This is a genomic window from Thauera sp. SDU_THAU2, assembly GCF_038260575.1.
Lineage (GTDB): Bacteria > Pseudomonadota > Gammaproteobacteria > Burkholderiales > Rhodocyclaceae > Thauera.
Map to the genome: position 1 here is coordinate 1,739,261 of NZ_JBBWUN010000003.1, position 20,596 is coordinate 1,759,856.

The 20,596-nt window shown below is 66.4% G+C and carries 14 protein-coding genes and 2 pseudogenes; 12 read left to right on the forward strand and 4 right to left on the reverse strand.

Annotated elements, in window-relative coordinates:
* Window positions 1-54 precede the first annotated feature (54 nt).
* Window positions 55-960 (forward strand): UTP--glucose-1-phosphate uridylyltransferase GalU, encoded by a 906-nt coding sequence (galU, locus tag AAFL97_RS09490; protein ID WP_341644689.1) that lies wholly within the window; start codon window positions 55-57, stop codon window positions 958-960.
* Between the two features lie 66 nt (window positions 961-1,026).
* Here galU and AAFL97_RS09495 read toward each other — a convergent pair whose 3' ends face one another.
* Window positions 1,027-3,771, reverse strand: coding sequence for a cation-transporting P-type ATPase (locus AAFL97_RS09495; protein WP_341644690.1), 2,745 nt, complete (start codon window positions 3,769-3,771; stop codon window positions 1,027-1,029).
* Between the two features lie 151 nt (window positions 3,772-3,922).
* Window positions 3,923-5,740 carry a translational GTPase TypA gene (gene typA / locus AAFL97_RS09500; protein ID WP_341644691.1) on the reverse strand — a complete coding sequence of 606 codons (1,818 nt, stop codon included), beginning with the start codon at window positions 5,738-5,740 and terminating at the stop codon, window positions 3,923-3,925.
* A gap of 115 nt (window positions 5,741-5,855) precedes the next feature.
* Here typA and AAFL97_RS09505 point away from each other — a divergent pair, with 115 nt between their 5' ends.
* Both AAFL97_RS09505 and AAFL97_RS09510 read left to right on the forward strand, forming a co-directional pair.
* Window positions 5,856-6,593, forward strand: coding sequence for an S-methyl-5'-thioinosine phosphorylase (locus tag AAFL97_RS09505; RefSeq protein WP_341644692.1), 738 nt, complete (start codon window positions 5,856-5,858; stop codon window positions 6,591-6,593).
* Window positions 6,594-6,613: 20 nt separating this feature from the next.
* Window positions 6,614-7,120 carry a TIGR00645 family protein gene (locus AAFL97_RS09510; protein WP_263459575.1) on the forward strand — a complete coding sequence of 169 codons (507 nt, stop codon included), beginning with the start codon at window positions 6,614-6,616 and terminating at the stop codon, window positions 7,118-7,120.
* A 36-nt stretch (window positions 7,121-7,156) separates the two neighbouring features.
* Here AAFL97_RS09510 and AAFL97_RS09515 read toward each other — a convergent pair whose 3' ends face one another.
* Entirely contained in the window at window positions 7,157-9,733 is a 2,577-nt protein-coding gene (locus AAFL97_RS09515) for a [protein-PII] uridylyltransferase (RefSeq protein WP_341644693.1), read from the reverse strand.
* A 30-nt stretch (window positions 9,734-9,763) separates the two neighbouring features.
* Window positions 9,764-10,585: a type I methionyl aminopeptidase gene (gene map, locus AAFL97_RS09520; protein WP_341644694.1), complete on the reverse strand. Its 822-nt coding sequence runs from the start codon at window positions 10,583-10,585 to the stop codon at window positions 9,764-9,766.
* A gap of 298 nt (window positions 10,586-10,883) precedes the next feature.
* Between map and rpsB the strand changes: the two genes are divergently transcribed.
* From rpsB to bamA, 9 genes and pseudogenes are all read left to right on the forward strand, one after another.
* Window positions 10,884-11,639 (forward strand): 30S ribosomal protein S2, encoded by a 756-nt coding sequence (gene rpsB, locus AAFL97_RS09525; RefSeq protein WP_341644695.1) that lies wholly within the window; start codon window positions 10,884-10,886, stop codon window positions 11,637-11,639.
* A gap of 106 nt (window positions 11,640-11,745) precedes the next feature.
* Entirely contained in the window at window positions 11,746-12,657 is a 912-nt protein-coding gene (gene tsf, locus AAFL97_RS09530; protein WP_341644696.1) for a translation elongation factor Ts, read from the forward strand.
* An 11-nt stretch (window positions 12,658-12,668) separates the two neighbouring features.
* Window positions 12,669-13,381 (forward strand): annotated as a pseudogene (gene pyrH / locus AAFL97_RS09535) (UMP kinase).
* 20 nt (window positions 13,382-13,401) lie between these two features.
* Window positions 13,402-13,959: a ribosome recycling factor gene (frr, locus tag AAFL97_RS09540; RefSeq protein WP_068637315.1), complete on the forward strand. Its 558-nt coding sequence runs from the start codon at window positions 13,402-13,404 to the stop codon at window positions 13,957-13,959.
* A 46-nt stretch (window positions 13,960-14,005) separates the two neighbouring features.
* Window positions 14,006-14,794 carry a polyprenyl diphosphate synthase gene (gene uppS / locus AAFL97_RS09545; RefSeq protein WP_341644697.1) on the forward strand — a complete coding sequence of 263 codons (789 nt, stop codon included), beginning with the start codon at window positions 14,006-14,008 and terminating at the stop codon, window positions 14,792-14,794.
* Window positions 14,787-15,610 (forward strand): annotated as a pseudogene (locus AAFL97_RS09550) (phosphatidate cytidylyltransferase). Before uppS ends, AAFL97_RS09550 begins: the two are co-directional and overlap by 8 nt.
* A gap of 41 nt (window positions 15,611-15,651) precedes the next feature.
* Window positions 15,652-16,851 (forward strand): 1-deoxy-D-xylulose-5-phosphate reductoisomerase, encoded by a 1,200-nt coding sequence (ispC, locus tag AAFL97_RS09555; RefSeq protein WP_341644698.1) that lies wholly within the window; start codon window positions 15,652-15,654, stop codon window positions 16,849-16,851.
* A complete protein-coding gene (rseP, locus tag AAFL97_RS09560; protein WP_341644699.1) occupies window positions 16,851-18,215 on the forward strand; it encodes an RIP metalloprotease RseP in 1,365 nt (454 codons plus the stop codon). The genes ispC and rseP overlap by 1 nt, the downstream gene beginning before the upstream one ends.
* A gap of 8 nt (window positions 18,216-18,223) precedes the next feature.
* Entirely contained in the window at window positions 18,224-20,572 is a 2,349-nt protein-coding gene (bamA, locus tag AAFL97_RS09565; RefSeq protein WP_341644700.1) for an outer membrane protein assembly factor BamA, read from the forward strand.
* Window positions 20,573-20,596 lie beyond the last annotated feature (24 nt).

Sequence of the window (20,596 nt, forward strand, 5' to 3'; positions counted from 1 at the left end):
CCGGGCCGGGCATGGACGGTTTTCTCGAACGATCGAACAAGGAGTGAAGCAGGCATGAAGAAGATCACCAAGGCAATATTTCCGGTCGCAGGCATGGGTACGCGCTTCCTGCCGGCGACCAAGGCCAGTCCCAAGGAAATGCTGCCGATCGTCGACAAGCCCCTGATCCAGTACGCAGTCGAAGAAGCGGTGGCGGCGGGCATCACCGACATGATCTTCATCACCGGCCGCACCAAGCGTTCGATCGAGGATCACTTCGACAAGGCCTACGAACTCGAGACCGAGCTGGAAGCCCGCGGCAAGAAGGAACTGCTCGAGATCGTGCGCAAGACGGTGCCGAAGGGCGTCAACTGCATCTACACCCGCCAGTCCGAAGCGCTGGGCCTGGGCCATGCCGTGCTGTGCGCCGACAACATTATCAATGACGAAGCTTTCGCGGTGATCCTCGCCGACGACCTGCTCGACAACAAGGATGGCACGCCGGTGCTCAAGCAGATGGTCGACGTCTTCAGCTATCACCGCTGTTCGGTGCTGGGCACGATGAACGTGCCGCGCTCGGAAACGCGCAGCTACGGCATCGTCAGCACCGAAAGCGAGTCGGGCAAGGTGCAGCGCATGACCGGCATCGTCGAAAAGCCCAAGCCCGAGGAAGCGCCCACCACCCAGGCGGTCGTCGGCCGCTACATCCTGACGCCGCGCATCTTCGACCACATCCGCGCCCTCAAACCCGGCGCCGGCGGCGAATACCAGCTCACCGACGCCATTGCCTCGCTGCTGAAGGAAGAGGCGGTGCTGGCCTACCAGTTCGACGGCGTGCGCTACGACTGCGGCTCCAAGCTCGGCTATCTGAAGGCCACCATCGAGTTCGGCCTGCGCCACCCGGAAACCGGCGCCGAATTCGCCGACTATCTCGGCGAGCGCTTCGGTGCGCAGCAGAAGAGCACCAAGGCCGCCAAGTAGGAAGCCGTCGATCCGGTGCGGGGCGGAGAGAAGCCGGCAGGCTTCCTCTCCGCCCCGCGTCGTATTTCAGGCGTGGTGCAGCCGCTTTGCCAGCGGCGTGCGGCGGATGATGAACTTCTCGATCTCCGCGACGCAGAACACCAGCAGGCCGGCAGCCAGCACCTTGGCCCACTCCAGCAGCGTCAGGTCGTCCGAGCCGAAGATGCCCTGCATCACCGGCAGATGGGTGAAGGCCAGTTGCAGCGGAATGCAGGCGGCGATCGCCAGCAGTACGTAGCGGTTGCCGCTCAGGCGAGCGGGGGCGAAGATGAAGCGGCTGTTGACCAGGTAGAACATTTCCGCCGCGACCACTGCGTTCACCGCCATCGTGCGTGCGGTCTCGATGCTGGTGCCCTGGTCCAGTTCGTACAGGAACAGGCCGAGCGCCCCGGTCATCATCAGCACCGACACCATCAGCACGCGCCAGACGAAGAAGCCCGACAGCAGCGCTTCGCCGGGCGGCCGCGGCGGCCGGTTCATGATGCCTCGCTCGGCCGGCTCGAAGGCCAGCGCGAGGCCCAGCGTGCTCGAAGTCACCATGTTGATCCACAGCACCTGGGCCGCCGTCAGCGGCAGGATCAGCTCGAACAGGATCGCGGCGATCACCACCAGCGCCTCGCCGCCGTTGGTCGGCAGCATGAACAGGATGAACTTCTTGAGGTTGTCGTAGACCGCCCGGCCTTCGCGCACAGCGGTGGCGATGGTGGCGAAGTTGTCGTCGGCCAGCACCATGTCGCTCGCCTCCTTGGCGGCTTCGGTGCCTTTCATGCCCATCGCCACGCCGACGTCGGCGCGCTTCAGCGCCGGGGCGTCATTGACGCCGTCGCCGGTCATCGCCACCACCTGGCCGTGCTCCTGCAGTGCCTGCACGAGGCGCAGCTTGTGCTCGGGGCTGGCGCGGGCGAAGACGTCCACGTCCATCGCCACCTCGCGCAGCGTGGCGTCGTCCATCAGTGCCACCTCGGCACCGGTCACGGCCGGCTTGCCGACGCCGATGGCGAGCTGGGCGCCGATCGCGCGCGCCGTCTCGGCATGGTCGCCGGTGATCATCTTGACGCGGATGCCGGCATGGTGGCATTCGCCCACCGCGCGGATGGCTTCCTCGCGCGGCGGATCGATGATGCCGACCAGGGCCAGCAGCACGAAGCCGGCGTCCACGTCGGCGAAATCCAGCGACTCGCCCTGCGGCGCGGCGCGCTTGCAGGCCAGCGCCAGCAGCCGCAGCCCCTGCGCGGCGACATTGGTCGCCATGCGCCGCCAGGTGTCGATGTCCAGCGGCTCCTCGCCGTCGGCACCCCATTGCGCGCTGCACATGTCGAAGATGCGCTCCGGCGCGCCCTTGGTGAAGATCCACGGCATGTCGTCGCTGTCGCGATGCCAGGTGGCCATGAAGCGGTGCTGGGACTCGAAGGGGATCGAATCGAGGCGGGGCCAGGCTTCGTCGCCGAGGTGCTGCGAGAAGCCGGTCTTGCCGCCCAGCACCAGCAGCGCGCCTTCGGTGGGGTCGCCTTCGACCCGCCACAGATCGTCCTCCTCGCACAGGCGGGCGTCGTTGCACAGCACGCCGGCGCGGATTGCCATCGCCAGTGCGGGGTAGTGCTCGGGGTCGATGATGCGGCCGTCCAGGCTCAGGTCGCCCACCGGTGCGTAGCCGACGCCGCCGACGTCGAAGACGTGGCCGGCGCAGACCACTTTCTGCACCGTCATTTCGTTGCGCGTCAGCGTGCCGGTCTTGTCGGAGCAGATCACCGTCACCGAGCCCAGCGTCTCGACCGCCGGCAGGCGGCGGATGATCGCGTTGCGCCGCGCCATGCGCTGCACGCCGAGGGCCAGCGTGACGGTCATGATCGCCGGCAGGCCTTCGGGAATCGCGGAAGCGGCCAGCGCCACCACCATCATGAACATGTCCGCCGGCGCGTGGCCGCGCCACAGCGTGCCGAGCACGAAGGTCGCTGCCGACAGCGCCAGGATGGTCAGCGCAAGGGCATGGCCGAAGCGGTCGACCTGGCGCAGCAGCGGCGTCGTCAGGCTGCGGATGTCGGCCAGCATCTGGTTGATCTTGCCGAGTTCGGTGGCCGCGCCGGTCCTGACCACGACGCCGCTGGCCTGGCCGTATACCACCAGGGTGCCGGAGTAGGCCATGCCGTGGCGGTCGCCCAGCGGCGCATCGGCGGCGACGGTGGCGCTGCTCTTTTCCACCGGCAGGGATTCGCCGGTCAGCGCGGCTTCCTCGATCCGCAGCTCCTTTACCGCGACCAGGCGCAGATCGGCCGGCACGCGGTCGCCGGAGGCCAGCACGACGAGATCGCCGGGCACCAGCTCGCCGGCGTCGATTTCCCGCCGCACGCCGTCGCGCACGACCATCGCATGGGGCGAGAGCATGCCGCGGATGGCGTCGAGCGCGGATTCGGCCTTGCCTTCCTGGATGAAGCCGATGATGGCGTTGATGATCACCGCCGCCATCAGCACGCCGGTGTCGACCCAGTGGCCGAGCAAGGCGGTGATCAGGGCGGCGCCCATCATCACGTACAGCAGGATGTTGTGGAACTGCATCAGCAGGCGCAGCAGCGGGCCGCGCCGCTTGGGCGGCGCCAGGCGGTTCGGGCCGTAGACATCCAGGCGCCTGGCGGCTTCGGCTTCGCTCAGTCCATGCTTTCCGGTGTCCAGGACCTCTTCCACCTGCGTGCGGCTCAGCGTGTGCCAGTCGGTGGATGACTGGAGCAGGGAAGGAGAGAGGTCGCCGGGATGCGCGGGGCGGGAGTCTTTCGTCATGGGCGGGTCTCGATGTCCGGTCGCTTGTTACATATTCTGACAGGCGATGTTCGACTCTTCCTGACAACGGCAGGATTGCCGTAGTTCATGCCGAAAAAGGAAAAACGCCCTTCGCGGCGATCGGGAAGGGCGTTCATGTGACGGTGGCGGCTCAGGCGTCGGCGGCTTTCGCCGCGCGCTTGCGCTCGTGTTCCTGCAGGTGGCGCTTGCGCAGGCGGATCGACTTCGGCGTGATCTCGACCAGTTCGTCGTCGGCGATGAACTCGATCGCCGATTCGAGCGTGAGCTGGATCGGCGGCGTCAGGTTGACCGCTTCGTCCTTGCCCGAGGCGCGCACGTTGGTGAGCTGCTTGCCCTTGATCGGGTTGACGACGAGGTCGTTGTCGCGCGAATGCACGCCGATGATCATGCCTTCGTACAGCGCATCGCCGGGGCTGACGAACATGCGGCCGCGGTCCTGCAGGTTCCACAGCGCGTAGGCGACGGCGTCGCCGTTGTTCTGCGAGATCAGCACGCCGTTGCGGCGTTCGGCCATGGCACCGGCCAGCGGGCCGTAGTCGTCGAAGACGTGGCTGGCCAAGCCGGTGCCGCGGGTCAGGGTCAGGAATTCGCCCTGGAAGCCGATCAGGCCGCGGGCCGGGATGCGGTATTCGAGGCGCACGCGGCCCTTGCCGTCCGGCTGCATGTCCTGCAGCTCGCCGCGGCGGCGGCCGAGTTCTTCCATGACGCCGCCCTGGTGCTCTTCCTCGACGTCGACGGTCAGCAGTTCGTAGGGCTCGCACTTGACGCCGTCGATTTCCTTGAACACCACGCGCGGGCGGCCGACGGCCAGCTCGTAGCCTTCGCGGCGCATGTTTTCCAGCAGGATGGTCAGGTGCAGTTCGCCGCGGCCCGAGACCTCGAACACGTCGGCATCCTGGGTGTAGTTGACGCGCAGGGCGACGTTCTTCAGCAGTTCCTTCTCCAGGCGCTCGCGGATCTGGCGGCTGGTGACGAACTTGCCTTCGCGGCCGGCCAGCGGCGAGGTGTTGACCATGAAGTTCATCGTCAGCGTCGGCTCATCGACGGCGATCGGCGGCAGCGGGTCGAGCTTGTCGGGGTCGCACAGCGTGACGCCGATGTTGACCTGGTCGATGCCGGCGATCAGCACGATGTCGCCGGCTTCGGCGACATCGGCGGGCGAGCGCTCCAGGCCCTTGAAGGTCAGTACCTGGCTGACCTTGCCCTTGCCGCGGTTCTCGTCGCCATACATCACGACCAGTTCCTGGTTGGGGCGGATGCGGCCGCGCTGGATGCGGCCGATGCCGAGCTGGCCCATGTAGGTGGAGTAGTCGAGCGAGCAGACCTGCATGCGCAGCGGGCCGTCGACGTCGATGTCGGGCGAGGGCACGTACTTGAGGATGGCCTCGAACAGCGGCCGCATGTCCTTGCGCTCGTCGTCGAGACTCTCGACCGCGAAGCCGTTGAGGCCGGAAGCGTAGATGACCGGGAAGTCGAGCTGTTCCTCGGTGGCGCCGAGCTTGTCGAACAGGTCGAAAGTGTGGTTGATGACCCAGTCCGGACGGGCGCCCGGGCGGTCGATCTTGTTGATGACGACGATCGGCTTCAGCCCCAGCGCCAGTGCCTTGCGGGTGACGAAGCGGGTCTGCGGCATCGGGCCTTCCTGGGCATCGACCAGCAGCAGCACGCTGTCGACCATCGACAGCACACGCTCGACCTCGCCGCCGAAGTCGGCGTGGCCCGGGGTGTCGACGATGTTGATGTGGGTGTCGCCGTACTGGATCGCACAGTTCTTGGCGAGGATGGTGATGCCGCGTTCCTTCTCGATGTCTCCCGAGTCCATGACGCGTTCGGCGACCTGCTGGTTTTCACGGAAGGTGCCGGACTGGCGCAGCAGTTGGTCGACGAGGGTGGTCTTGCCGTGGTCGACGTGGGCAATGATGGCGATGTTGCGGATGGCGCGGGACATGGAGGCGGGAAGTCTTTGAAAGGGCGAGGATTCTAACATGCGTTGCGGCAGCGCAGCATCCTTTGTCGAGGCTGCGTGCTAAAATCCGCGCCCATTTTTTCAGCGGAGCAAGCGGATGCTCGCGATCATCGGCGGCAGCGGCCTGACCCAGCTTTCCTCCCTCGCCATCGTGCGGCGCGAGGTCGTGCGCACCCCCTACGGCGAGCCGTCCGGCGCGCTGACCTACGGCAGCCTGTGCTCGGAGCCGGTGGTGTTCCTCGCCCGCCACGGCTATGGCCATACCATTCCGCCGCACCGGGTCAATTACCGCGCCAACATCTGGGCGCTGAAGCAGGCGAAGGTCAAGGGCATCATCTCGGTGGCCTCGGTGGGCGGCATCCGTGCCGATCTCGGGCCGGGCACGCTGGTCGTGCCGGACCAGATCATCGACTACACCTGGGGGCGCGACGGCAGCTTCTTCGAAGGCGGCGAGCTGCCGGTCAAGCACGTCGATTTCACCCATCCCTACGACGCGGCGCTGCGCCGGCGGCTGCTGGCGGCGACGGCGGCGGCCGGCGAGCGCGCGGTGGACGGCGGCGTCTATGCCGCCACCCAGGGGCCGCGGCTGGAGACGGCGGCGGAAGTCGACCGGCTGGAGCGCGACGGCGCCGACGTCGTCGGCATGACCGGCATGCCCGAAGCGGTGCTGGCGCGCGAACTGGAGCTGCCGTACGCGGCGCTCAACGTCGTCGTCAACCACGCCGCGGGGCGCTCGGACAGCGCCCAGGGCATCGTCTTCGACGACATCGAGGCCACGCTGCAGACGGCGATGGCCCGGGTGCGCGCCATTCTCGAAATGATCTGCCAAGTATGATGAAACAGGAAGCACGCGACATGAAACGCCTGGAAAACAATTTCGAGCACCTGCTGTTCTCCAGCCGCTGGCTGATGGCGCCGGTCTATTTCGGCCTGGTGCTGGCGATGGTGGTGCTGCTGGTCAAGTTCGCCAAGGAGGTGTGGGGCCTGTTCGCCCACATCATGACCGCGACCGGCGGCGAACTGATCATCGGCGTGCTGTCGCTGGTCGACATCGCGCTGATCATGAACCTGCTGATCATCATCATGTTCAGCGGCTACGAGAACTTCGTCTCCAAGATGGACGACCTGCACAGCCACCAGGATCGGCCGGAGTGGATGGGGCACATCGGCTTCTCCGACCTCAAGATCAAGCTGATCGGCTCGATCGTGGCGATCTCGGGTATCGAGCTGCTGAAGGCCTTCATGAACGTGGACAACCTCAGCGACCGCCATCTGGCCTGGATGGTCGGCATCCACATCACCTTCCTGTGTTCCGGCGTGCTCTATGCGCTGATGGACCGCCTCGGCGGCAAGGGCCATTGACGGCCGGACCGGGAGCCTGGCCGTCGGTGGCGCGCCTCAGACCTGCAGGCGCTGCAGCAGCTCGCGCTCGATGCGCAGCAACTGGGCGTCCTGTGCAAGCGCGGCGCCGCTGAGCAGGAAAGTATCCTCGACGCGTTCGCCGAGCGTGGCGATCTTCGCCGTGAGCAGGCGGATGCCGTGGTTGGCGAGTGTTTCGGCGACGTCGAACAGCAGTCCCGGCCGGTCGGCCGCGGTCAGCGACAGGATGTAGTGCCGGCCCGCCTCGTCGGCGCGGATGCTGACCTGCGGCGTGATCGGGAAGTGCTTGACGTGGCGCGACATGCGGCCGCGCGACGGGCGGTCGAGCGCATCCGGGCGGGCCAGGTAGGCGGTGAGCTCGTGCTCGATCAGCGTGATCACGTCGCGGTAGCGGGCTTCGCCGCCCGGATCCTGCAGGATGAAGCTGTCGAGCGCATGGCCGTGGCGGGTGGTGTGCACCTTGGCGTCGAGGATGGTGAAGCCGAGGCGGCTGAAGAAGCCGGTCAGGCGGACGAAAAGCTCCCGCTGGTCGGGGGTGAACACCATCACCTGCACGCCGTCCTCGTCCTCGGTCACCCGTGCCTTGACCACCGGTTCATCGGAATCCGGGCGGAAATACAGCACGCGCGTGTGCCAGGCGATCTCCTCGGCCGAATGGCGCATGAAATACACCGCGTCCAGCTCGGACCACAGCCGCTCCTCGATGCCGGGACGCAGGCCGTGGTAGCGCAGCAGCCGGCGCGCATCCTCGAGACGGTCGTCCATGCCCAGCGCCTGCTGGGGGGTGGCGCCGCGCAGCAGGCGCTGGGCGGCGAAGAAGAGATCCTCGAGCAGCCTGCCTTTCCAGCCGTTCCAGACCTTGGGGCCGGTGCCGCGGATGTCGGCATGGGTGAGCAGGTAGAGGGCGACGAGGCGGCGCTCGCTGCCGACGATGGCGGTGAAGCGCTGGATCACCTCGGGGTCGGAGATGTCCTCCTTCTGGGCGAAGTGGGACATGGTCAGGTGCTGTCCGACCAGCCAGACGACGAGTTCGGTGTCCTCGTCGTCCAGGCCGTGCAGCACGCAGAAATCGCGTGCGTCGATCATGCCCAGCCTGGAGTGGTCGCCGCCGCGGCCCTTGGCGATGTCGTGGAACAGCGCCGCGACGTAGAGCAGCCAATGGCGGTCGAAGACCTGGATCAGGCGCGTCATCAGCGGATATTCGTGTGCGTGCTCGCCCATCGTGAAGCGCCGGATGTTGCGCAGCACCGTCAGGGTGTGCTGGTCGACCGTGTAGGCATGGAACAGGTCGTGCTGCATCTGGCCGACGATCCGCCGCCAGGCCGGCAGGTAGCGCGACAGGATCCCGTATTCGTTCAGGCGCCGGAACGCATGGACGATGCCGCGCTTCTGCTGCAGGATCTGCAGGAACAGGGCGCGGTGCGCGGGGTCGGCGCGGAAGGCGGCGTTGATGCGGTTGCGGTTGATCCACAGCGCCCGTAGCGTGCGCGCGGTCATGCCCTTGAGTTCCGAGCGCTGCTGCAGCAGCAGGAAGCATTCCAGCAGCGCCGAGGGCTGGCGCTCGAAGAGGTCCTCGTGGCGGACGTCGAGCAGTTCGCGCACGGCCTGGAAGCGCGGGTTGATGACGATGGCCGCGCCGCGCCCGGGGAAGATCACCGTGCCGTAGTTCTGCAGCAGGATGGTGTTGAGCTGCGTGACCATCTTGGCATTGACGTAGTAGCGCTGCATCAGCACTTCGGAAGCGCGCCGATTGGCACTGGCCTCGATGCCCATGATGCGCGCCAGCTTTTCCTGGTGGTCGAACAGCAGGCGGTCCTCGGCGCGTCCGGCCAGGTAATGCAGGCGGATCCGCAGGTGCTGCAGGAAGCGCTCCACGCTGCGCAATTCGCTGGCTTCGCCGCCGGTGATCAGGCGGCGGCGGGCCAGGTCGCGCCAGTTGCGGCCGAGCCCGGTGGCCTGCGCGATCCAGCCGAGCATCTGCAGGTCGCGCAGGCCGCCGGGGCTGTCCTTGCAGTTCGGCTCGAGCGAATAGGGGCTGTCGTCGAAGCGCGCATAGCGCTGCTCCTGTTCGAGCAGCTTGGCCTTGTAGAAGGCGCTGACGTCCAGCGCCGCCCGGTAGCGCTGTTCCAGCTCGGCGAAGAGCCGCGTATCGCCGGCGAGGAAACGGGCTTCGAGCAGGCTGGTCTGCACGGTGATGTCGTCGTCCGCGGCTTCGATGCATTCATCGACGGTGCGCGCGGCATGGCCGATTTCGAGCCCGACGTCCCACAGCGCGCCGACCATCGCGCACAGCCGGATGCCTGTCTCCACGTCCGCCGCGCCCGGTAAAAGGACTAGCAGATCGACGTCCGAAGCGGGAAACAGCTCGCCGCGCCCGTAGCCGCCGACCGCCACCAGCGCCGCGTTGGCCGGCATGCCGCAAGCCTGCCAGAGGCCGATGACCTCGGCGTCGACGAGCCGCGTGCGCCCCTTCAGCACCGTCGAGGTGCGGGGATGGGTTTCATAGGCGGCACGCAGTCCGGCCGAACCATCGGCCAGCCGCTGCCGGGCTTCCGCGATCAGGGGTTGAAGGCGGGCGTTGAGGGCGTCTTGCATGATGGTCCGGGCCTTGTGCGAAAAGCGGGTTCAGGCGAAGCGCGAGGCGACGATGGCCGGCGGGGGCGGGCAGTGCTCGGACAGGGTCAGGACTTCGACGCCGGTCTCGGTGACCAGCACGGTGTGCTCCCACTGCGCCGACAGGCTGCGATCCTTGGTGACGATGGTCCAGCCGTCGGGCAGTTCGGAAATGGCGGCCTTGCCGGCGTTGATCATCGGCTCGACGGTGAAGATCATGCCCGGCAGGAATTCCGGCCCGGTGCCGGCCTTGCCGTAGTGCAGCACCTGCGGCTCCTCGTGGAACTTGCGGCCGATGCCGTGGCCGCAGAATTCGCGCACCACCGAGTAGCCGCTGCCTTCGGCGTGCTTCTGGATCACCGCGCCGATGTCGCCCAGGTGGCCGCCCGGCTTCACCGCGGCGATGCCCAGCCACATGCATTCATAAGTGATCTGGGTCAGCCGGCGCGAAGCGATGCTGGCCGCGGCCTCGCCGCCGACCAGGAACATGCGGCTGGTGTCGCCGTGGAAGCCGTCCTTGATCACGGTGATGTCGATGTTGAGGCTGTCGCCTTTCTTCAGCGCCTTGTCACCCGGGATGCCGTGGCAGACCTGGTGGTTGATCGAGGTACAGATCGACTTGGGGAAGGGCGTGTAGCCCGGCGGCGCGTAGTTCAGCGGCGCCGGAATCGTCTGCTGCACATCGACCATGTAATCGTGGCACAGGCGGTCGAGTTCGCCGGTGGTGACCCCCGGCTTGACGAAGGGGGCGATGTAGTCGAGAACCTCGGCGGCGAGGCGGCAGGCCACGCGCATCTTTTCGATCTCTTCCGGGGTCTTGAGGACGATGCTCATGTCGGTTTCTGTCTGCTGGGGCTGGAAAGGGCTTAAAGGTATCGCAAGCGGGCGGCGGCGGGCAAACGTGAAGCGTGCTCACCCTTGAGCAGGGTAACGCCCGCATGCTAAGATCGCAGGCTTGTCTGCCTGGGCAGGCAAAAATCCACACGTCCTGCGGAATGGGGTCCGGCGCGCGTACCGAAGGTGCGCAGGCCGGCAAGGTGCAAAGGGCGCGTGCGGGCCATGGTGATGGCCGGTGCGCGTGGCGGAGCACTCCCGGGGCGGAGGTCCAACCCTTTCAAATCTGGAGTTTCACATGTCAGTCACGATGCGTCAGATGCTCGAAGCGGGCGTCCACTTTGGCCACCAGACCCGTTTCTGGAATCCGCGCATGGCCCCCTACATCTTCGGCCAGCGCAACAAGATCCACATCGTCAACCTCGAGAAGACGATGGTGAAGTACAACGAAGCGATGGACTTCGTGCGCAAGCTGGCGGCCAACCGCGGCAACATCCTGTTCGTCAGCACCAAGCGCCAGGCGCGCGAGATCATCGCCGAGGAAGCGACCCGCGCAGGCATGCCTTTCGTCGATGAGCGCTGGCTCGGTGGCATGCTGACCAACTTCAAGACCGTCAAGCAGTCGATCAAGCGTCTGAAGGAAGTCGAAGCGATGGTCGAAGACGGCTCGATCGAGCGCCTGTCGAAGCGTGAAGCGCTGACCGTGCGCCGCGAAATGGAGAAGCTGCAGAAGTCGATCGGCGGCATCAAGGACATGGGCGGCCTGCCCGATGCGCTGTTCGTCATCGACGTCGGCTACCACAAGATCGCCATCACCGAAGCCCAGAAGCTGGGCATCCCGGTCGTCGCCGTGGTCGATACCAACCACTCGCCCGAAGGCGTGGATTACGTGATCCCGGGCAACGACGACTCCTCGCGCGCGATCCGCCTGTACGCCCGCGGCGTGGCCGATGCCGTGCTGCAGGGCCGCAGCCAGGTGCTGCAGGAAATCGTCGATGCCGGCGGCGACGAGTTCGTCGAGGTCGAGGAAGAGAACACCCAAGAGCAGGCCTGATCTGCGGCTTGCGAGGGCCTCGAGGGGCCCTTTTTTGTCATCATGAATACCCGTTCCGCATTGGCCGGGGCCGATGCGGGCGATAGCCGAAATTCGAGGAGTTAGCATGGCGGAAATCACCGCGAGCATGGTCAAGGAACTGCGCGAGAAGACCGACGCGCCGATGATGGAGTGCAAGAAGGCGCTGACCGAAGCGGCCGGCGACATGGGCAAGGCCGAAGAGATCCTGCGCGTCAAGCTCGGCAACAAGGCAACCAAGGCGGCAACCCGCGTGGCGGCCGAAGGCGTGGTCGGCATCGAGATCTCGGCCGACGGCAAGCTGGGCGCCATCGTCGAAGTCAACTGCGAAACCGACTTCGTCGCCAAGAACGACGAATTCCTCGCCCTGGTGCAGAACAGCGCCAAGCTGGTCGCCGACAAGAACCCGGCCGACGTCGCCGCGCTGTCGGCGCTGCCGCTGGCCGACGGCACGGTCGAATCCGTGCGCGCCGCGCTGGTCGGCAAGATCGGCGAGAACATGTCGATCCGCCGCTTCGTCCGCGCCGAAGCCAAGGGCCAGCTGTTCAGCTACATCCACGGCGGCGCCAAGATCGGCGTGCTGCTGGATCTGGTCGGCGGCGACGAGCAACTGGGCCGCGACATCGCGATGCACATCGCCGCGTCCAAGCCGAAGGCGCTGGATGCCTCGGGGGTCGCGCAGGAGCTGATCGACGCCGAGCGCCGCATCGCCATCGAAAAGGCGCGCGCCGACAACAAGCCCGAAGCGATGCTGGAGAAGATCGCCGACGGCACGGTGCAGAAGTTCCTGAAGGAAGTCACGCTGCTGGCCCAGGTCTTCGTCAAGGCCGAGGACGGCAAGCAGACCATCGAGCAACTGCTGAAGGCCAGAGGCGCTTCGGTCGGCAGCTTCACGCTGTACATCGTCGGTGAAGGCATCGAGAAGAAGGTGACCGACTTCGCCGCCGAAGTGGCCGAGCAACAGGCTGCCGCAGCGGCTGCCGCCGCAGCCAAGCAGTAAGGGAGAAGCACATGTCCGCCGCCTACAAGCGCATCCTGCTGAAACTGTCCGGCGAAGCCCTGATGGGGGACGACGCCTATGGCATCAACGAGGACGTGGTGACCCGCATCGTCTCCGAGATCGCCGAGATCTCGCGCCTGGGCGTCCAGGTGGGTGTGGTGATCGGCGGCGGCAACATCTTCCGCGGCATGAAAGGCGCGGCATCCGGCATGGACCGCGCCACGGCCGACTACATGGGCATGCTGGCGACGGTGATGAACGCGATGGCGCTCGCCGACGCGATGCGCCGCATCGACGTCGAGGCGCGCGTGCAGTCGGCGCTGCGCATCGACCAGGTCGTCGAACCCTACATCCGCGGCCGGGCGATTCGCCACCTGGAAGAGGGGCGCGTGGTGATCTTCGCCGCCGGTACCGGCAACCCCTTCTTCACCACCGACACCGCAGCGGCGCTGCGCGGCTCGAGATCGGTGCCCAGATCGTGCTGAAGGCGACCAAGGTGGACGGCGTCTATACCGCCGACCCGAAGAAGGACCCGGATGCCCAGCGCTACCATCGCATCAGCTTCGACGAGGCGATCGGCCGCAACCTGGCGGTGCTCGATGCGACCGCGTTCGCGCTGTGCCGCGACCAGAAGCTGCCCATCAACGTGTTTTCGATCTTCAAGCCGGGTGCGCTCAGGCGCGTCGTCATGGGCGAGGACGAAGGCACGCTGGTTCATTCCTGACGCCCTTGGAGAATGCGCTGATGATTTCCGAACTGAAGAAGACCGCTGAACAGAAGATGCAGAAATCGGTCGAGGCGCTGAAGACCGATCTGGCCAAGATTCGTACCGGCCGCGCCCACGTCGGCCTGCTCGACCACGTCATGGTCGAGTACTACGGCTCGATGGTGCCGGTGAACCAGGTGGCCAACATCACCCTGATCGATGCCCGCACGATCGGCGTGCAGACCTGGGAAAAGCCGATGTTGCCGAAGGTCGAGCGCGCCATCCGCGACAGCGACCTCGGCCTGAACCCGGCGAACATGGGCGAAATGCTGCGCGTGCCGATGCCCGCGCTGACCGAAGAGCGCCGCCGCGACCTGACCAAGATCGTCAGGCAGGAAGGCGAGGGTGCCAAGATCGCGATCCGCAACCTGCGCCGCGACGCCAACCAGCAGCTCAAGGATGCGGTCAAGGACAAGGAAATCTCCGAGGACGACGAGCGCCGTGCCGAGGAGGACGTCCAGAAGCTGACCGACAAGTACGTCGCCGAGGTCGACAAGCTGCTTGCCGCGAAAGAACAGGAACTGATGCAGATCTGATCCGCCGGATCGGCTCTTCCCTCATGGGCAGGACAGGAGGCGGACAATGACGGACAGACGATTCACGAGCTCCACGCGGGACATCCCCGAGGTGCCCGCGGTGCCGCGGCACATCGCGATCATCATGGACGGCAACGGGCGCTGGGCGCGCAAGCGCTTCATGCCGCGCGTCGCCGGGCATGCGCGGGGGCTCGAAGCCGTTCGCACGGTGGTCAAGGCCTGCGTCGAGCGCGGGGTCGAATACCTGACCCTGTTCGCCTTCAGTTCCGAGAACTGGCGCCGGCCGGCGGACGAGGTTTCCTTCCTGATGCAGCTCTTCATGCGCGCGCTGCACAAGGAAGTGGCGCGCCTCGATCACAACGGCATCCGCCTGCGGGTCATCGGCGACATGTCCCGCTTCGACCCGGAGCTGGTGCGCGTCATCCGCGAATCCGAGGCGAAGACCGCCGGCAATGCCAAGCTCAATCTGTGCGTGGCGGCGAACTACGGCGGCCGCTGGGATATCGCCAATGCGGTGGCGCAGCTGATGCGCGCGCATCCCGAACGCCGCGACGGCTTCAGCGAGGACGAACTGACGGGCGCCCTGTCGATGAGCTTCGCGCCCGAGCCCGACCTCTTCATCCGCACCGGCGGCGAGAAGCGCATCAGCAATTTCATGCTCTGGCAGCTCGCTTATACCGAACTGTATTTCACCGACACGCTGTGGCCGGATTTCGATGCCGCCGCGCTCGACGAGGCGATCGATTCCTACCAGGGGCGCGAGCGCCGTTTCGGCCGGACCAGCGAACAACTCGTCGTCCGTGGCGTTCCGCAGAGCGAGCGTCCTCATGCTTAAGGCGCGGATCATCACCGCGATCGCGCTTCTTGTCGGCCTGCTCGCGGCCATCCTCCTCCTTCCCCCGGCGGGCTGGCTGGTGTTCTGCGCGCTGCTGTGCAGTGCTGCGGCCTGGGAGTGGGGCGCGCTGGCCGGGTTCGCGCGCACGCTGCGGGTCGCGACGACGCTGGGCTTCGGCGCGGTCTGCCTGCTGCTCGGCCATCTCGCCGGCCTGAGCTCGCCTTTCCCGAGCGGATACGAGCTCGGGCTGACGCCGCTCTACGTCGTCAGCGCGGCCTTCTGGCTGGTGCTGGCGCCGTCGTGGCTGGTGCGCAAGTGGCAGTTGTCGGACCCGGTGCTGGCCGTGCTCACCGGTTTCGTCGTGCTGGTGCCCACCGCGCTTGCGCTCGCCCAGTTGAGGGCGATCGGCCCCTGGACCATGCTGGCGACGATGGCCGTGGTGTGGGTCGCGGACATCGCGGCTTACTTCTCCGGCCGCGCTTTCGGGCGGCACAAGCTCGCCCCGTCGATCAGCCCGGGCAAGACCTGGGAGGGCGCGGCAGGTGCGGTCCTTGCCGTACTGTGCTTCGGTTTCATCGTGCTGGCGTTTCGGCAGAGCGGCCTCCCCGGGGATGTGCCTGCCGTCGTGATCGCGCTGGTGCTGTGGACGGCGATCAGCATCGTCGGCGATCTGTACGAATCCTGCTCAAGCGCCAGGCCGGCCTGAAGGACAGCGGCAGCATTCTGCCGGGGCACGGCGGCATCCTCGATCGCATCGACAGCCTCACCTCGACGCTGCCGATGGTCGCCCTCGGCGCAGTGCTGCTCGCGCGCTGAAGCGCAGCCGCAGCATCCTCGTCCCATTGCTGAATCACTCAATGTCCCAATACGCCATCCAGCGCATCACCGTCCTGGGTGCGACCGGTTCGATCGGCCGGAGCACGCTCGACGTGGTTGCCCGCCACCCGGACAGATTCTCGGTCTTTGCGCTGAGTGCGCACCGCCAGGACGACAAGCTGTTCGAACAGGTGCTGCGCTTCTCGCCGCAATTCGCCGTGCTGGTCGATGCCGATGCCGCGGAACGCCTGCGGACGGCGCTGCGTGCGGCGGGCAGCCGCACCGAAGTGCTGTGCGGCAGCGAGGCGCTGGCCGAAATCGCCGCCGCGCCCGAAGCCGACATGGTCATGGCGGCGATCGTCGGCGCCGCCGGGCTGCGTCCCGCGCTTGCCGCCGTGCGCGCCGGCAAGAAGGTGCTGCTGGCCAACAAGGAGGCGCTGGTGCTGTCGGGGCAGTTGTTCATGGATGCGGTGGCCGCGAACGGCGCCACCCTGCTGCCGATCGACAGCGAACACAACGCCGTCTTCCAGGCCTTGCCCGCCGGCTATGCGCGCGACCCGCGGCGCGCCGGCGTGCGCAGGGTGCTGCTGACCGCTTCGGGCGGGCCTTTCCGCGCCAGTCCGCTGGAGATGCTGGCCGGCGTCACGCCGGAGCAGGCCTGTGCCCACCCCAACTGGGTGATGGGCCGCAAGATCTCGGTGGATTCGGCAACGATGATGAACAAGGGCCTCGAGGTCATCGAGGCGCACTGGCTGTTCGGCGCGTCCGCCGACATCATCGAAGTCGTCGTCCATCGCCAGAGCGTGATCCATTCGATGGTGGAGTACGTCGACGGTTCGGTGATCGCCCAGCTCGGCAACCCCGACATGCGCACGCCGATCGCCCATGCCATGGCCTGGCCCGAGCGCATCGATGCCGGCGTGCGTGCGCTCGACCTGTTCGACGTCGCCCGGCTCGATTTCGAGCGCCCGGATCTGGCCCGCTTCCCTTGTCTGGCGCTGGCATTCGCGGCACTGCGGGCCGGCGGCGCGGCGCCGGCGATGCTCAACGCGGCCAACGAGGAGGCGGTCGAGGCCTTCCTCGGCCGTCGCATCGGCTTTCTCGACATCGCCCGCGTCATCGAACCCTGCCTGGAACGCGCCGGCGACTTCGCTGTCGATTCGCTGGAGGCCGTGCTGGCCGCCGACGCACAGGCGAGGGAGCGGGCACGGCTGGAAATAAACAAGCTGGCGGCAGCCTGATGAATCTGTTCGACTACCTCGTGCCTTTCGCGCTTGCGCTGGGCCTGCTGATCCTGATCCACGAGCTGGGCCACTACCTCGTCGCGCGCTGGTGCGGCGTCAAGGTGCTGCGTTTCTCGATCGGTTTCGGCAAGCCGCTGCTGTCGTGCAAGGCCGGTCGCGACCGCACCGAATGGGCGCTTGCGGCCTTTCCGCTGGGCGGCTACGTCAAGATGCTCGACGAGCGCGAAGGCCCCGTCGCGCCGGAGGAACTGCACCGGGCTTTCAACCGCCAGAGCGTCTGGCGCCGCTTCGCGATCGTCGCCGCCGGTCCGCTGGCGAATCTGCTGCTGGCGGTGGCGCTGTACTGGGGCTTGTTCGTCACCGGCAGCAACGAGCTGCGGCCGCGCCTGGCCTTGTCGGATACGCCGGCCATCGCCCAGGCGGCCGGCGTGCAGGACGGCGACCTCGTGCTCGCGGTGGACGACGAAGCCGTGCGCTCGTGGCAGGACTTGCGCTGGGTCCTGCTGCGCCATGCGCTCGACAGCCGCGAGGTGCTGCTTCACGTGCGCACGCTGGATGACAGGGAGGCCGTCCGCCGGCTGGATCTCAGAGGCGTGCCGATCGACGACGAACGGCAGGACCTGATCGTTCGCCTCGGCCTGCAGCCCTGGCGCCCGCTGATTCCCGCGGTCATCGGGCGGGTCGCCGATGACGGCGCGGCAGCCCGTGCCGGCATGCGAAGCGGCGACGAGGTCCTCGCCATCGACGACACGCCGATCGCTTCCTGGGGTGAGCTGGTTGCCAAAGTCAGGGACGCGGCCGGGCAGGATTTGCGTTTCGAAGTGCAACGTGGCGGCGAGCGATTCGTGCTGGACATCGTGCCGGACGAACTGGCCGAGGGCGGAGCGCGCATCGGACGGATCGGCGTGGGTGTGGCCGAACCGCTGCAGGACGGGCTGTCGATGTTCGCCGAAGTGCGCTACGGCATCGGCGAAGGGCTGGTCAAGGCGGTGCGCCAGACCTGGGAAACCAGCGTGCTGAGCCTGAAGATGATCGGCCGTATGCTCACCGGCGAAGTGTCGTGGAAGAACCTGTCCGGTCCGGTCACGATCGCCGACTACGCGGGCCAGACCGCGCAGCTCGGGCTGGACCACTATCTCAAGTTCGTGGCGCTGATCAGCATCAGCCTCGGGGTGCTGAACCTGCTGCCGATCCCGGTGCTTGATGGCGGGCACTTGTTGTACTATACGGTCGAAATCATCAAGGGCGGTCCGATTCCGGAACGCGTCATGGAGATCGGTCAGCAGATCGGTCTCGTTCTCCTGGCGATGCTCATGGCCTTCGCCTTCTACAACGACATCAACCGACTCATTTCCGGCTGAACTCCTGCATGAATCGCAAGCTCCTGCCCGGGCTCATCATGGCCCTATTCGCCGCTGCGCCGGCGTTCGCATTCGAACCTTTCGTGGTCAAGGACATCCGGGTCGAGGGCATCCAGCGTACCGAAGCCGGTACGGTGTTCAACTACCTGCCCGTGCGCGTCGGCGAGCGCTTCGACGAAGCCCAGGCCGCCGAAGCCATCCGCGCGCTGTTCGCCACCGGCTTCTTCAGCGATGTCCGCATCGAGACCGAAGGCGACGTGATCGTCGTCGCCGTCGATGAGCGCCCGGCGATCGCGCAGATCGACTTCGTCGGCGTCAAGGAATTCGACAAGGACGCACTGAAGGCCGGCCTGCGCGAAGTGGGGCTGGCCGAGTCGCGCATCTTCGACCGCTCGCTGCTCGAGCGTGCCGAACAGGAACTGAAGCGCCAGTACCTGTCGCGCGGCAAGTATTCGGCCCAGGTCACGACCACGGTGACGCCGCTCGAACGCAACCGCGTCGGCATCAACTTCAACGTCGATGAAGGCGACGTCGCCAAGATCCGCCAGATCAGCATCATCGGCGCCCAGGCCTTCGACGAGGACGACCTGCTCGAGCAGATGCAGCTGACCACGCCGGGCTGGCTGACCTGGTACACCAAGAACGACCAGTATTCGCGCCAGAAGCTGTCGGCCGACCTCGAGACCCTGCGCTCCTTCTACCTGAACCAGGGCTATCTCGACTTCAACATCGACTCCACCCAGGTGTCGATCACGCCCGACAAGAAGGACATCTACATCACGGTGAACATCACCGAGGGCGAGCAGTACAAGGTGACCGGCGTGCGCTACACCGGCGACCTCATCATCCCGGAATCCGAGTACCTTGCGCTGACCACGCTGAAGCCGGGCGAGACCTTCTCGCGCGAACGCCTCACCGAGACGACCAAGGCGATCACCGACCGCCTGGGCAACGAAGGCTACGCCTTCGCCAACGTCAATGCCGCACCCGAGGTCGACAAGGAGAAGCGCGAAGTCGCGTTCCTGATCTTCGTCGATCCGGGCCGCCGCGTGTACGTGCGCCGCATCAACGTCGGCGGCAACACCAAGACGCGCGACGAAGTGGTTCGTCGCGAGATGCGCCAGATGGAAGGCGGCTGGTACGACGCCGCGGCGATCAACCGCTCGAAGACGCGCATCGACCGGCTCGGCTACTTCGACGAGGTCAACGTCGAGACACCGCCGGTACCGGGCACGACCGACCAGGTGGACGTCAACTTCGCGGTCAAGGAGCGACCGACCGGCAACCTGATGCTGGGGGCGGGTTTCTCGAGCTCCGAAAGCATCGTGCTGTCGGCCTCGATCTCGCAGCAGAACCTGTTCGGCAGCGGCAACGCGCTGAGCCTGGGCCTGAACACCAGCAAGTCGAGCCGCACGCTGTCGCTGTCCTTCACCAATCCTTATTACACCGTGGATGGCGTCAGCCTCGGCTGGGACCTGTACCACCGCACCTACGACCCGACCGACTACGACACCTTGTCGCCGTACAAGACGGTGTCGACCGGCGCGGGCCTGCGCCTGGGCTGGCCGATCGCCGAGGACGACCAGATCAACTTCGGCCTGACGGCGGACCACACCAAGATCACCACTTACTCGGACAGCCCGCGCCTGTACAAGGACTTCTGCAAGGATTTCGGCTGCAGCGGCTCCGGGGCGGCCGATGGCGTCGGCGAAGTCAGCGTCAGCAGCTTGCTGCTGTCCGTCGGCTGGTCTCGCGACAGCCGCGACAGCTTCATCTACCCGCGCAAGGGCGTCTACCAGCGCGTGTATGGCGAAATCACCGTGCCGGTGGGCGACCTGCGCTACGGCAAGCTGGGTTACCAGTATCAGCACTGGTTCCCGATCGGGCGCGACTACGCGCTGATGCTCAATGCCGACCTCGGCTATGCCAAGGGTTTCGGCGGCAAGGAAGTGCCTTTCTACAAGAACTACTACGTCGGCGGCATCGGCTCGGTGCGCGGCTTCGACCAGGGCACGCTGGGGCCGAAGTTCAGGGATACCGATGGCGACATCACCTCGACCGGCGGTACCCGCAAGCTGGTGACGAATGCCGAGTTCTTCTTCCCGATGCCGGGTTCGGGCACCGACCGCTCGTTCCGCATCTCCGCCTTCTTCGATGCCGGCTATGTCTGGGGCGAAGACCCCGATACCGGCAAGGAGCAGAAGATGAAGTTCGACGACCTGCGCTACAGTACCGGCCTGGCTTTCTCCTGGAGTTCGCCGATCGGCCCGCTGAAGTTCAGCTTCGGCCATCCGCTGAAGAAAGAGAAGGACGACGAGATCCAGCGTTTCCAATTCCAGCTCGGCAGCGTGTTCTGAGCGCTGCGCCAAACAAGTTTCATT